Source organism: Bacillus altaicus, assembly GCF_042136375.2.
GTDB lineage: Bacteria > Bacillota > Bacilli > Bacillales > Bacillaceae_G > Bacillus_A > Bacillus_A cereus_U.
Genome location: NZ_CM143394.1, coordinates 1,451,346 through 1,464,456, shown reverse-complemented (window position 1 = coordinate 1,464,456; position 13,111 = coordinate 1,451,346). Strand labels below are relative to the sequence as shown.

The window sequence follows — 13,111 nt, the reverse complement described above, 5'->3', positions numbered from 1 at the left end:
GAGGGGGACATAATTGTTCCTCCTCTTATTATGCAAAACACACGTTTTGCAGGTTTTAGCACCGTTTCAAACATTTAGTTTGAAGGTTGCTGGGTTTCACAGGGCCTTTCCCTCCACCGCTCTCAATAAGAGTTTGTCTTTATTATTTTATTTATGTAGCTAAAAGGAAATACGTTCCCCTTTTAACAATGTTTGTTAATTTTTTATAAATTTAGCATGCACTAAAATAAAAGTCAATGACACTTGCGGAAAAATAAAAATTATTTAAAATAAAGTTGCAATTCAATTATCTTTTGTTGTAAAGTTAAAAACATAATAAAAATTTCATACGCACATTCTTATCTAGAGAGGTAGAGGGACTGGCCCTATGACGCCTCAGCAACCATTAACATTCATTCGTTAATAAGGTGCTAATTCCAGCAAATTGTTAAAGATTTGACAGATGAGAAGAAGACTCTATTCAATCCGAAAGCCTTCTTCTTAGAAGGCTTTTTTTATTTTCACTTAGTCGTTCACTTTAAAAAGGGGGAATTTTCACATGTCAACAATCGAAACAAAACTAGCACAAATCGGGAACCGTAGCGAAGCTACAACAGGAACTGTTAATCCACCTGTTTATTTCTCAACTGCTTATCGTCACGAAGGAATTGGTAAATCTACTGGCTTTGACTATTCAAGAACTGGAAATCCGACTCGCGGTCTTTTAGAACAGGCAATTGCAGACTTAGAAAGCGGTGAACAAGGGTATGCCTGTAGTTCAGGAATGGCGGCTGTTCTCCTTGTCCTTTCACTATTCCGTTCCGGAGATGAGCTTATCGTATCCGAAGACTTATACGGAGGAACATATCGTCTATTTTCCGAACATGAAGACAAGTGGAATATTCGATGTAGATACGTAGATACACAATCTATTAAACAAATTGAGCAAGCAATCACATCTCAAACGAAGGCTATTTTCATAGAAACACCGACTAATCCATTAATGCAAGTAACTGATATCGTAAGTGTAGCAAGTGTAGCGAAAAGGCACGGACTACTTCTTATTGTAGATAACACGTTCTATACACCTTATATACAGCAACCATTAACAGAAGGTGCAAACATCGTCCTTCATAGCGCAACTAAATATTTAGGCGGACATAACGATGTACTAAGCGGACTTGTCGTTGCGAAAGGGAAATCTCTTTGCGAGGAGCTTGCTCATTATCATAATGCCTCTGGTGCTGTCTTAAGCCCGTTTGATTCATGGCTATTAATTCGAGGGATGAAAACTTTAGCACTCCGCATGAAACAGCATGAAGAAAATGCTCATGCAATTGTTGCTTATTTAAATGATGAAGATGGTGTGACAGATGTATTTTATCCAGGAAGAGGTGGTATGATTTCATTTCGCCTTCAAGATGAAACTTGGATTAATCCTTTCTTACAATCTTTATCCTTAATTACATTTGCTGAAAGTCTTGGCGGCGTCGAAAGTTTAATGACTTATCCAGCAACGCAAACTCATGCCGATATTCCAGAAGATATTCGAACAGCACGCGGTGTGTGTAATCGTCTTCTCCGTTTTTCAGTCGGCATCGAAAATAGCAATGATTTAATTCAAGACTTAAAGCAAGCAATTAAACTTGTAAAAGAAGGTGTAAAAATATGAGCTATTCCATAGATACGCTTTTACTGCATAATCAATACAAGCATGACTCACACACAGGAGCTGTTAACGTTCCCATCTATAACACATCAACATTTCATCAGTTCGATGTAGATGCTTTCGGAAAGTATGACTATAGTAGATCTGGAAATCCAACACGTGAAGCTCTTGAAGATATCATTGCTTTATTAGAAGGCGGGACAAAAGGATTTGCCTTTGCATCAGGCATTGCAGCCATTTCTACTGCATTTCTCCTTCTTTCACAAGGTGACCATGTTCTTATTTCAGAAGATGTATATGGAGGCACTTATCGAATTGTTACTGAAGTTCTCTCCCGTTATGGTGTTTCACATACATTTGTTGATATGACCAATGTGGAAGAAGTAAAAGAAAACATTAAACCAAATACGAAGCTCTTTTATGTAGAAACACCTTCTAACCCACTTTTAAAAGTGACAGATATTCGTGCTGTTTCTAATCTTGCAAAATCTATTGATGCTCTTACTTTTGTTGATAATACATTTTTGACACCACTATTTCAAAAGCCACTTGACCTTGGCGCCGATGTTGTTCTTCATAGTGCAACAAAATTTATTGCTGGTCATAGTGATGTCACCGCCGGATTAGCTGTCGTAAAAGATGAAGAGCTTGCTCAAAAGCTCGGCTTTCTACAAAACGCTTTTGGTGCTATTTTAGGACCGCAAGATTGTTCTCTCGTGCTTCGCGGCATTAAAACACTGCATGTACGTCTCGAACATTCAGCTGCAGGTGCCAACAAAATCGCACATTTTTTACAAGAGCACTCTAAAGTTCAAAATGTCTATTACCCTGGATTACAATCACATCTTGGTTATAGTATTCAACAAAATCAAGCAACATCGGCTGGGGCTGTTTTATCTTTCACCTTACAATCCGAAGATGCACTGCGCCAATTCTTATCAAAAGTTAAACTGCCCGTTTTTGCGGTTAGTCTAGGAGCTGTTGAATCTATTCTTTCATATCCAGCAAAAATGTCACATGCAGCCTTATCACAGGAAGCACGTGATGAAAGAGGTATTTCCAATTCATTACTCCGTTTATCGGTTGGTCTTGAAAATGTTAACGATTTAATATCCGATTTCGAAAATGCTCTTTCTTATGTAGAAGAACCTGTAAATGCATAGAGAGAAAAGAAGATATGAAATTAAGTTTTCATATCTTCTTTTTATGCTGTCTAGCATATTCATTTTAATGTTTTTTCTTTTTGTATCCTTCATTAAAAAATAAAAATATATCATCTATTTCCAAGTAATGGATTAATTGATATATTAAGAAATAAAAAAGGGGTAAAAATAATGGATACTTGTGCAGATATTTTAATCGTTATCGATTTACAAAATGGGGTATGTTATAGCGGAGAGCATTTATTTGATTTACAAAACTTGCTTACAAAAGTAAATAAAAGAATTTCTTCATACAGAAAATCAAATAAACCAATCATTTTTGTTCAACATTGTGATGATGATTTAGTACCCGAAAAAGAACTTTGGGCTATTCATACCGATCTAGATGTTCAAGAACAAGATTTTTTTGTAAGAAAAACACATGCAAATTCATTTTATAAAACAAACTTAAAAGAAATTTTAGATCAATTATCTGTACATCGTATTGAATTTTGCGGTGCCCAAACAGAGTACTGCATGGATACTACGATTAAATTTGCTCATGGATTGGGATACGAAAACTTCATGGTACAAAAAGCAACCTCTACTTTGAATAATTCATTTATGTCTGCACAAGAGACGATTGATTTTTATGAAAATATATGGAACCACAGATTCTTAAAGTTGATAAAAAATGAACTCTAGAATAAATGACTAATGACTTGCTCATTCGAAGATTTATCAGTTACATCCAAACATTTCATTATCATCATAAAGAAGCTGATCATAATCAGCTTCTTTTCTTTTAACCTGTTATATATTCTATATATAACATTATGATTCCTTTGTCATATTATTTTAAAAATTTCGTATATTCATTTGAAAGAATAAGAAAATCATGATAAAATTGTGTTACGAATATATCTATATCTTCCAATTTTTAAAACGCATCAAAATTTTCACCTAAAAATGTCATTTTACAAAACTGTGCTAATTTATCTATTTTATTTACATCAGGGTCTCTTTTCTTACAATTTCTTTACTTTAGGACTTTTTTTCTGCAACAACTGTTTTCTTTTCTTTAATTTTTTGGTATGTATAGTATGGTATAACAGCTCACACGGAGGTGGAAAAGAACATGTTAGAAACCTTTCAAAAAGAAATAGAACTATATGAAAGCAATGCAGAATTATTGAAAGTGCTTGCTCATCCTGTTCGCTTATGTATTGTAAAGGGATTAATTGAACGTGGCCCAAGCAACGTTTCTACAATGTACACAGGCTTAAACATGCCACAATCTACAATTTCACAGCATTTAGCAAAGTTAAAAAGTGCTAAAATCGTTTCTAGTGAAAGAAAAGGATTGGAAATTTACTACAAAGTAGAAAACGAAACAATTATTCAACTCGTTCGCGTATTATTAGGTTAGGGACCTATAGGCAGAGAAAAAGAACGTATTCTATATTTTTCATCTCATATCTTTAATATAAATATATATCATGAGAGGAAATATATAATACTACATAAGTCGTATTAAAAAACAAGACACAGAAAATACTGTGTCTTGTTTTTTTCATATTGTTAAATATTGATTCAAAAGTAAATTCTTCATATCTTTCGTGTGTATAACAACATCAAAGGCACTTCCTAAGCTTCCGTTCAAAATCATAGAACGAACTGCTCGATTTCGTTTTTGAGTTTCAGAAAAAGGGTTGGTATCTTGATGGCTAGCAAGCTGATCTAATATTCCTGCTGCTAACAAAAACTCTGATTGCTTCCTATGCCATATCGTATTCATTCCTTGTAGCTCAAAATTCATCTTCAACTCATCCCAATGAACATGCGTAGTTAGGTCCATTTCTCCTGGATATGCAAGAGGATTACGAATTAACTTGTGCTTATAATATCCTCTTAAACTTCCTTCACGATGTGCAGGATGCATCCATTCTTCTTTTGTATATCCATAATCAACTGTAATACATATACCTTTCTGAAACCATTTCGCAATCTCTTCTATATACTCTTCCATTGCAATAGGCACTTCAAAGCGCTGTCCCTCAGCAATATGAATGTTATATTTCAATAAGTAACGACCGACTCTTTTCTCTATCGGTCTAAATACTTCTGTAAGGTTTCCCTCATCTGTATACGTGATACGTACTTCATACAAAATTCCATTTCTTTTCTCAACTATCTCAACAGGAAACGCATCAAATAATTCATTCGAAAAAATAATTCCTTCGAAAGACTCTCCCATTTCAATATAAGATGTATAATACGACACATTATCAAATAAGCAAAGCCTCTCCTGTTGTAGCCTTCTATGAAAAGGGCTCACTTCAATAATTGAATAGTTTAAATTGATAAAGGTTTCCGGAGATAATTGTTTCCATTCTTGTAAAACATCATAGGCAAACTTTCCTGTTCCCCCACCAATCTCACAAATATTTGGAGAAACTTCTCCCTTTTCAACAAGCCGAATAAAAAACTTAGCAAAAGTCTTCGCAAATACAGAGGATACATTGCTACTCGTAAAAAAATCTCCCTGTCTGCCAATTTTTTCACGTTCTCTCATATAATACCCATGTCCCTCTGCATATAATGCGAGGTTCATATACGTACTATATGAAATCGAATGATCCTTTTCTTTTCCCATCCATTCTCTTAAATTGAGCTCCATCCCCATAATGACCCCTTATTGTAAAAATGGATTATTTTCTTTTTCAAAACCAATGCTTGTTTCTGGACCGTGTCCACATAGCACCGCTGTTTCATCTGGTAATACAAATAATTTCTCTTCAATACTTCCAATTAATTCAGCAAAACTTCCACCAGGTAAATCCGTTCTTCCAATACTCATTTGGAACAATACATCTCCAGAAAATACAGCATTCGCTTCTTTACTGTAATAAGAAATACTTCCTGGAGAATGTCCTGGTGTCTCAAAAATTTCAAAACTAAAAGAACCGATCGTTAATGTACCCTCTTCGTCAATAATATGATCTGCTGGTTTTGCTGTAATACTGCGGTTCATCATAAAAATTTGCGAGCCATTCACAGTTGCATCGCCTAACCAATCCGCTTCTTCTTTATGTACGTATACAGGAATATGAAAAGCGTCTCTCACCGCATCAACAGCACCGATATGATCGAAATGAGCATGTGTTAATAAAACCGCAAGTGGTTTTAACTGTGCTTCTTGTAAATATGTAACAAGTTTCTCTCCTTCATGGCCAGGATCAAAGATAATACACTCATTTTGATCATTCGTTAAAATATAAGCATTTGTTTGTAATGGGCCTAACGGCATTTGTATCCATTTCATATGAAAATCTCCTCCAGTTATTTAATTTACTTTTAATGATACAACATTTCTTTCTCTTAGGAAAAGAAGGGGTGTTATCTCGACAATCATTTTTAAAACATGTACAATATAAAAGAGTAAATATTCTAAAAACTCATCCTAAGGAATGAGGAGACAGAGGAGGATATTGTATGGGCCTTGTTATTATTTTTACGCTAGTCACTCTGTTAGCTGTATTTGCTACGCTTAGAACACTTCGCGAAAAAAACTTATTCGCGGGCGGCTTCGCTATTGCAACTGTACTTGTTTTCGGATGGTTTACAATCATGACTGTTCTATATAATGGGTACCCACCAACAGCTTAATCCATTTACATTTTTATTCTCCAACAAGATCTTGCATAAAAAGAGGAAGGGGGCCCCTTCCTCTTTTCATTATTCACAACTTATATCATCTTCGCCTCGTATTTGTGCTTTTTTACAAGCCACGCTCCTCCAATTACACCTGCATCATTACCAAGTATTGCAATTGCTAACTTTGTGCTCTTTACAGCACGAGAGAAAGCATATTGCTCGAAATAACGTTGAATTGGCTCTAATAGTGCGTCTCCAGCTTTAGATACGCCACCACCAATTACGATTTTCTCTGGGTTCAACGTACTAGCAAGGTTCGCTACAGCTAATCCTAAATAAGAAGCTACTTTTTCCACTACTTCACCTGCTAGTTCGTCACCTTGTCCAAGCGCTTCAAACACATCTTTTGATGTAATAAGCCCTTCTTCTGCTAACATAGAACGTAAAACACTTTCTTTATCTGTCTCTTGTATTTGTTGCATAGCAACACGCACAATACCTGTTGCAGAGGCTACCGTTTCTAAACAACCCGACTTCCCGCAATTACATGGAAAAGCGTTCTCTGTAACAACTGTAATATGTCCAATCTCACCAGCAGCACCGCTTATACCATGTACAATCTCACCATTGGCGATAACACCACCACCAACACCAGTGCCAAGTGTCATACAAATTAAATCTTTTGCTCCTTCACCAGCACCTTTCCACATTTCACCAAGCGCCGCTAAGTTTGCATCATTATCAATAACAACAGGTAATCCCGTTTCTACTTCTAGTAAATCTTTTAACGGATAGTTTTTCCATCCTAAATTAACCGCTTCATAAATCATTCCAGATGCCACATGTACAGGACCAGGAGCTCCCATACCAATACCAATTAGCTTGCTTTTTAATTCACCTAATTCTTCTAACTTTTTATCAATAGCTTTCGCTACATCAAGTGTAATATGTTTTCCTTGTTCATTTGTATTCGTAGGGATTTCCCACTTATGTAAAATTTCACCGTACACATTAATAAATGCTAATTTAATCGTTGTACCACCAAGGTCAACACCAACTAACCATTTCTCTTCCATGTTACGTACCTACCTTTATCTATTTCTTATTTATCTCTTTTTGAATTTCTTGCTTCAATAAAAATAAAGCGGTTTGATAGTCTTGTGGATCGATTAGCTGTGATTGATTTAATTCACGCAATTCATCTTGCATTAATTGTAAATCAGCGATTCGATCACCCGTATAAATAATCGTGCCAAATTTCTTTAGCAATTGCTGAATATCATAAATGGATATCATTTCATCACCCTTTATGCTCACTTACTATAAAAAAATTATAATAAGAAAACGTTCACATATTTTATTATAATCAAGAAGAAAAAGTCTCGTCAATTTTTATTTGTCTATACAAGCCCATTTATAACCATTGTTCCTTTTTCTGTAATAATTTTTTCTACATTTTTATCAAATGGCTCTACCGGAATATGTTTTACAATTTGAAAATCATAAGCTAATGATAGCGTTTTCCCTTTATAGTGCACGAGATAACGATCATAGTAGCCACCGCCATATCCAATCCGTTCTCCTCGCTGTGTATAAGCTACTCCTGGCACGATAAGAAGATCAATTTCACACGCATTCACTTCTTCCGTAAGTGCTGGAATCGGTTCACGTAAATTCATATATACTGTTTCTAATTGATTTAAATTACTAATTTGTCGAAAAGACATCGTTCTTGTCCCTTTATTACACTTCGGAACAACAATTTTCTTTCCTTCTTCCCAAGCTTTTTCGATAATAGGATATGTATTGACTTCTTGCTCCATCGAGAGAGTGATTCCAATTGTTTTAGCTTCAACCCACTCTTTTTGTCCATACACCGAAACTGCAATTTGTTCCGATAAAGTTGTATACTGTTCTTCAGATAAAGAATTCATGTGTTCTATTATTTGTTTGCGTAAACGTATTTTCTCTTCTTTCACACACTTTTCCCCCTTGCAGTGACACTTTACTCTACGAAGATAGTGTATCACTTTTACGTAGGAATCGCATAAAAAAAAGAAACAGTAGGAAAATATTCCTACTGCTTACTTTGTTTCACGGTGTAACGTAGACTTCTTGTCACGCTTGCAATACTTTTTAAGCTCGATACGCTCAGCGTTGTTACGTTTATTTTTCTTTGAGATATAGTTACGATCTCCGCATTCTGTACATGCTAGAGTAATATTCACACGCATTCTTATTTCCCTCCAGTCACTAATAACTTAAATCAGACTATACTATAATACCACTTTTAAAATAAAAATTCTACACCTTTTGATATTGTCTAATTTTTTCTATAAGATTTTTCATGTTTTCCCTTGCTATCACTGGGTTTCTAGCATGTGAATACACCAAAAATTTTGGTTGTTTTGTATCAGAAACGATATAAGACCACTCTTTTTCTGCATATTTGAACTGTATCCCTTCAAATATACCTTCTTCTTTTATTTCCATATCGGCCAATAATTTCCTCATTACTTTCCCTTTTTCCTTCCATGAACATACAACTTCATCATAAAGTAGATACAGTGGAGGTGATTGCTCTGCTATGCTAAGTAATGTTTTTCCTTGCAACGCTATTAATTCAAATAATTTTCCAATTCGATATAAAATATCTCGCTTCCATCTTATTTGAAAAGAGTTTTTTTCATTACGCATATAAAAGAGGAGATAACATCCCCCTAATTTCAAAGACATCGGGTAAACATTATCTGCTGATTCGAGTAATAAATCCGGAATATCTACTTCTTCAAAATCAGTTCCTTGGTAAATATTGCTGTGAGTGTCATATAATTCGAAGCGATTTCCATGTTCAGAAAACATAAGCGCCATATTTGCTTTACTCGATTTCATCAGAGCTTTCACATGATCTTTTTGTTCACTCGCATAAATCCATGTAACTGTGCATCCAAGCCTTTGTAGAAAGAGCATAAGTAAATGTTGTAACATATCATTTCTCTTATTAATAAGGAGATGAAACTTCTGTTTTTGTATCGTTTCAATATCAATACGCTCCAACACAGCTTCTACATAATTATTTACAGAAACGTGAACTAGCTTATTTCGCCCCATTTCTTTCTCACAAGCGTAATAAAACGACTCAGACATATATACTTGTTCTATCGCTTTTTGCTGCTTATACGTTAAAAATGAGCCCTCCTTACCATACAATTGTATAACAATCCCTCTTTCGCTTTCCACTTGAACGAAAACTCCACCTGCACATTGCAGATTGTGAATGGCATACTGAAAAAGCGACTCATTCATTTCTTTACACTCCATCGTATGAATCCCGCTGCCATGAATGGCATGGAGGAATAAATTTTTAAAGGAAGTTGTTTCTATATTTTCCTGACTTCCAATCAATATACTCTCTCCTTTGGCAAAAAGAGATCCATAAGCCATTGCAACTTTCACAATAAATTGAGGAGTAATTTCAACATTACCCCTTCCTACAATCCGGCTTTTTTGTAACCACCCTGCACTCTTTTCACTCTCTTTAACACCGGCAGAACCTACTATCGAATGACTATCTATCTCCTTATATGGCCATATTTTTCCTTTTTGCTTAATTACTGTACTTTTCCCTATATGACAATGGTCCGCTACAATACTTTTTTGAAAAAGTGTAACATCATCTTCGACCATTGTATGATCTCCTATTGTTGTTTCTAGCAACTCACAATTTTTTCCTATATGAGCGTTTGCAAAAATGATGCTTTTTTGCAGATGAGAATAACTTGAAACGATACTATTTTTCCCGATAATAGAGTACGGTTCAATTACAGCCCCCGCACCAATTATTACTCCTTCTCCAATAAAAGAAGGACCATGAATTTTCGTTCCTTTTCCTATCGTTACACCTTCTCCCATCCACACCATTGGTAATACTTCTGTATATGGAATAGGCACCTTCAATTTTTTCGTCAACAAATCGAATTGAGCTTGCCGATATTGATCAAATGTACCAATATCTAGCCAATAGTCTTCTGATAAATATGCAAATAAAGCATTTTTATTAGCCAATAACGGAAACACATCATGACTGAAATCCGAAAATTCCATGGATGGTATGTAAGAAAAGATTTCTGGCTCCATTATATAAATACCTGTATTTACAATATTAGAAACTACCTCATTCCAGCTCGGTTTTTCTATATATCGTATAATTTCTTGTTCTTTATTCATTACAACTAACCCAAATGAGAGTGGGTTTTCTACTTCTTTCGCAAACATCGTTACCATTCTCTTCTTCTGTTCATGAAATGCAATTCCTTCTGATAATTGAAAGTCAGTTAATGCATCCCCACTAATAACAACAAATGTTTCATCTAAAAAACTTTCCGCTTGCTTAATGCTCCCTGCTGTTCCAAGCGGGGGAGAATCTTCAAAATAATACAAGTTAACTCCCCACTTACTACCATCACCAAAGTATTGCTTAATGGCAGTACTCATATATTGAACTGTAATTGCAATTTCACGAATACCATGCTGACGTAATAATTCAATATTATATTCAAGAACTGGTTTTTCTAACAATGGTAACATCGGTTTTGGAGTATTACATGTTAATGGTCTAAGACGTCTCCCTTTTCCTCCAGCTAAAATAACCCCCTTCATATACTTCAGCCTCCACTTATATAATGTTCAAGAACTCCGTATATCATTTATCCCACATTAACTGCAGGAAAAGTCCATTTTGGTATGATCTAACAATCAGTGAGAGACAGCCCCACTAATTAAAGCCTCACTTCATGAATACATGTATCTTTTAACTCCCGATAAAAAAGAAAGCGCTTACCATTAACTTGGTAAAATAATTAATAAAACGTAACTAACACATATGTACTTATTTTTCCATTAATTATGATACATCTTATCATCATAGACTAAAGGAAACAACGAGCTTTTTTTGTCATGTTTTGACTAAAAAAAGCAGGTGATTTCTCATCACCTACTTTTTCCCCTACTCATTCAATAAATAATGCTTTCCTTTTACTAAATAAAATACATTCTCAGCAATATTTGTAACATGGTCTGCTACACGCTCAATATATCTTGCAACAAAGGATAGTTGTGTAATTTGTGTAATCGCTTCTGGTTGTCCAGGGACAGAGGAAATAAATTCACGAATCGCTTTCCCATAAATTTCATCAACTGAATCATCCATTTCAGCAATTTGTTTAGCAAAAGTTAAATTTTCTTGCTCATATGCTTCTAATGCTAAATTTAACATCTTATGAGCAATCTCAAACATTTCCTCAAGATTACGCAAGCTAACGACCACTTCTTTTTCACCAAGACGAATTGTTGATTTCGCAATATTAACAGCATGGTCTGCAATACGTTCTAAATCTGTCGCTGTTTTAATTGCAATGAAAATCCTTCTTAAATCACTTGCTACAGGCTGCTGCTTTGTAATAAGCATAAGCGCAAGGTCATTTATTTCCTCTTCTAAATTATCCATGCGATAATCCCCATCAATGACTTCTAACGCTTTCTCTACATCCCTGTTGTGAAGACCTTCCATAGCAATCAATAAAGCTTCCCTTGCTAACTCACCAAGCTCGATCACCTTTTGCTGTAACGTTTTTAAATCACATTGAAACTGTTCTCTTACCATCGTTTCTTCCCCCTCAATATTATGTGCCATTTTATATAAATCCCCTACCCAGCCTCTTGTATGGTTATTAAGCCTTGAGAAAAGAGAAATATTACTCCCCTATTAGAATGAGGTGAAAGTGAGAAATGCTCTCTGTTAAGAGGGCATTTACTCTTAGCCTTACAACAACATCAACCAAATCGTCCTGTAATGTAGTCTTCTGTACGCTTATCTGTAGGTGTTGTAAATAATTTGTTCGTATCTGTATATTCCACAACTTCTCCACTTAAGAAGAAAGCGGTTTTATCTGAAATACGTGCTGCTTGTTGCATGTTGTGCGTCACGATAACAATACTAAAATCTTTCTTTAACTCCTGAATTAGCTCTTCTACTTTTGATGTTGAAATTGGATCTAGCGCCGATGTTGGTTCATCCATTAAAATTACGTCTGGCTCAATCGCTAAGCAGCGTGCAATACATAGGCGCTGTTGCTGTCCACCTGATAAACCATATGCATTATCATGCAAACGATCTTTTAACTCATCCCAAATCGCTGCTCCGCGCAAGCTCTTTTCAACGATTTCATCAAGTGTTTTTTTGTCACGAACACCATGGATTTTCGGGCCATATGCTACATTTTCATAAATAGATTTTGGGAATGGATTTGGCTTTTGGAACACCATTCCCACATGCGTACGCAATTCTTCAACCGGATATGACTTTTCGAATATGTTTCGTTCTCTATATTCGATAACGCCCGTAGTTCGAACGATAGGCACTAACTCTACCATACGATTTAGTGTTTTTAAGTACGTTGATTTACCACAACCACTTGGACCGATAATCGCTGTTACTTCATTCTCATGAATACTTAAGTTGATATCTTTTAAAGCGTGGTCTTCTCCGTACCATAAATTTAAATTTTTCGTATCAAATACTACTTTTTTTGGTGCTGTCTCAATCTTTTTCTCATTTTTCACCTGTACATTTACTACTGTTGCTACCATTTGAATTCCCCTTTCA

Annotated in this window: 14 protein-coding genes and 2 riboswitches; of the genes, 5 read left to right on the top strand and 9 right to left on the bottom strand. The window is 35.3% G+C overall.

Features of this window, described 5'->3' with window-relative positions; genetic code table 11:
• Positions 1 to 22 precede the first annotated feature (22 nt).
• Positions 23 to 132, bottom strand: a riboswitch (SAM riboswitch).
• A gap of 203 nt (positions 133 to 335) precedes the next feature.
• A riboswitch (SAM riboswitch) is annotated at positions 336 to 449 on the top strand.
• Positions 450 to 538: 89 nt separating this feature from the next.
• From metI to ACE38F_RS07650, 4 genes are all read left to right on the top strand, one after another.
• A complete protein-coding gene (gene metI, locus ACE38F_RS07665) occupies positions 539 to 1,651 on the top strand; it encodes a cystathionine gamma-synthase/O-acetylhomoserine thiolyase (protein WP_002160474.1) in 1,113 nt (370 codons plus the stop codon).
• On the top strand, positions 1,648 to 2,811 hold the full coding sequence (gene metC, locus ACE38F_RS07660; protein ID WP_002160473.1) for a cystathionine beta-lyase: 1,164 nt from the start codon (positions 1,648 to 1,650) through the stop codon (positions 2,809 to 2,811). Before metI ends, metC begins: the two co-directional genes overlap by 4 nt.
• Positions 2,812 to 2,982: 171 nt before the next feature.
• On the top strand, positions 2,983 to 3,495 hold the full coding sequence (locus tag ACE38F_RS07655) for a cysteine hydrolase family protein (RefSeq protein ID WP_375369539.1): 513 nt from the start codon (positions 2,983 to 2,985) through the stop codon (positions 3,493 to 3,495).
• 433 nt (positions 3,496 to 3,928) lie between these two features.
• Positions 3,929 to 4,219 (top strand): ArsR/SmtB family transcription factor, encoded by a 291-nt coding sequence (locus tag ACE38F_RS07650; RefSeq protein ID WP_000894375.1) that lies wholly within the window; start codon positions 3,929 to 3,931, stop codon positions 4,217 to 4,219.
• A 144-nt stretch (positions 4,220 to 4,363) separates the two neighbouring features.
• Here ACE38F_RS07650 and ACE38F_RS07645 read toward each other — a convergent pair whose 3' ends face one another.
• Positions 4,364 to 5,476, bottom strand: coding sequence for a class I SAM-dependent methyltransferase (locus ACE38F_RS07645; RefSeq protein WP_375369540.1), 1,113 nt, complete (start codon positions 5,474 to 5,476; stop codon positions 4,364 to 4,366).
• A 9-nt stretch (positions 5,477 to 5,485) separates the two neighbouring features.
• Complete coding sequence (locus ACE38F_RS07640) at positions 5,486 to 6,115, bottom strand: MBL fold metallo-hydrolase (RefSeq protein WP_002015137.1); 630 nt, start codon at positions 6,113 to 6,115, stop codon at positions 5,486 to 5,488.
• 170 nt (positions 6,116 to 6,285) lie between these two features.
• Between ACE38F_RS07640 and ACE38F_RS07635 the strand changes: the two genes are divergently transcribed.
• On the top strand, positions 6,286 to 6,459 hold the full coding sequence (locus tag ACE38F_RS07635) for a DUF2759 domain-containing protein (protein ID WP_002015138.1): 174 nt from the start codon (positions 6,286 to 6,288) through the stop codon (positions 6,457 to 6,459).
• An 80-nt stretch (positions 6,460 to 6,539) separates the two neighbouring features.
• Here the strand turns inward: ACE38F_RS07635 and glcK are convergent, their stop codons facing one another.
• The 7 genes from glcK to pstB all read right to left on the bottom strand — a co-directional run bounded on the left by glcK (position 6,540) and on the right by pstB (position 13,095).
• On the bottom strand, positions 6,540 to 7,523 hold the full coding sequence (gene glcK, locus ACE38F_RS07630) for a glucokinase (protein ID WP_002034037.1): 984 nt from the start codon (positions 7,521 to 7,523) through the stop codon (positions 6,540 to 6,542).
• A 19-nt stretch (positions 7,524 to 7,542) separates the two neighbouring features.
• Entirely contained in the window at positions 7,543 to 7,743 is a 201-nt protein-coding gene (locus tag ACE38F_RS07625) for a YqgQ family protein (protein ID WP_002015140.1), read from the bottom strand.
• Between the two features lie 104 nt (positions 7,744 to 7,847).
• Positions 7,848 to 8,426, bottom strand: a complete 579-nt coding sequence (locus tag ACE38F_RS07620; RefSeq protein WP_215554200.1) for a 5-formyltetrahydrofolate cyclo-ligase — start codon at positions 8,424 to 8,426, stop codon at positions 7,848 to 7,850.
• A gap of 105 nt (positions 8,427 to 8,531) precedes the next feature.
• Complete coding sequence (gene rpmG / locus ACE38F_RS07615; protein WP_001265616.1) at positions 8,532 to 8,681, bottom strand: 50S ribosomal protein L33; 150 nt, start codon at positions 8,679 to 8,681, stop codon at positions 8,532 to 8,534.
• Positions 8,682 to 8,751: 70 nt separating this feature from the next.
• Entirely contained in the window at positions 8,752 to 11,106 is a 2,355-nt protein-coding gene (locus tag ACE38F_RS07610) for a sugar phosphate nucleotidyltransferase (RefSeq protein ID WP_375369543.1), read from the bottom strand.
• A 346-nt stretch (positions 11,107 to 11,452) separates the two neighbouring features.
• Positions 11,453 to 12,109, bottom strand: coding sequence for a phosphate signaling complex protein PhoU (gene phoU / locus ACE38F_RS07605; protein ID WP_375369633.1), 657 nt, complete (start codon positions 12,107 to 12,109; stop codon positions 11,453 to 11,455).
• A gap of 170 nt (positions 12,110 to 12,279) precedes the next feature.
• A complete protein-coding gene (gene pstB / locus ACE38F_RS07600; RefSeq protein WP_002111857.1) occupies positions 12,280 to 13,095 on the bottom strand; it encodes a phosphate ABC transporter ATP-binding protein in 816 nt (271 codons plus the stop codon).
• Positions 13,096 to 13,111: the final 16 nt, after the last annotated feature.

Excerpts from the sequence above, each read along its gene's own strand:
- ACE38F_RS07610 (WP_375369543.1), bottom strand. The coding sequence starts at position 11,106 with ATGAAGGGGGTTATTTTAGCTGGAGGAAAAGGGAGACGTCTTAGACCA.
- ACE38F_RS07655 (WP_375369539.1), top strand. The coding sequence starts at position 2,983 with ATGGATACTTGTGCAGATATTTTAATCGTTATCGATTTACAAAATGGG.
- ACE38F_RS07640 (WP_002015137.1), bottom strand. The coding sequence starts at position 6,115 with ATGAAATGGATACAAATGCCGTTAGGCCCATTACAAACAAATGCTTAT.
- ACE38F_RS07650 (WP_000894375.1), top strand. The coding sequence starts at position 3,929 with ATGTTAGAAACCTTTCAAAAAGAAATAGAACTATATGAAAGCAATGCA.
- ACE38F_RS07645 (WP_375369540.1), bottom strand. The coding sequence starts at position 5,476 with ATGGGGATGGAGCTCAATTTAAGAGAATGGATGGGAAAAGAAAAGGAT.
- glcK (WP_002034037.1), bottom strand. The coding sequence starts at position 7,523 with ATGGAAGAGAAATGGTTAGTTGGTGTTGACCTTGGTGGTACAACGATT.
- rpmG (WP_001265616.1), bottom strand. The coding sequence starts at position 8,681 with ATGCGTGTGAATATTACTCTAGCATGTACAGAATGCGGAGATCGTAAC.
- pstB (WP_002111857.1), bottom strand. The coding sequence starts at position 13,095 with ATGGTAGCAACAGTAGTAAATGTACAGGTGAAAAATGAGAAAAAGATT.
- metC (WP_002160473.1), top strand. The coding sequence starts at position 1,648 with ATGAGCTATTCCATAGATACGCTTTTACTGCATAATCAATACAAGCAT.
- metI (WP_002160474.1), top strand. The coding sequence starts at position 539 with ATGTCAACAATCGAAACAAAACTAGCACAAATCGGGAACCGTAGCGAA.
- ACE38F_RS07625 (WP_002015140.1), bottom strand. The coding sequence starts at position 7,743 with ATGATATCCATTTATGATATTCAGCAATTGCTAAAGAAATTTGGCACG.
- phoU (WP_375369633.1), bottom strand. The coding sequence starts at position 12,109 with ATGGTAAGAGAACAGTTTCAATGTGATTTAAAAACGTTACAGCAAAAG.
- ACE38F_RS07635 (WP_002015138.1), top strand. The coding sequence starts at position 6,286 with ATGGGCCTTGTTATTATTTTTACGCTAGTCACTCTGTTAGCTGTATTT.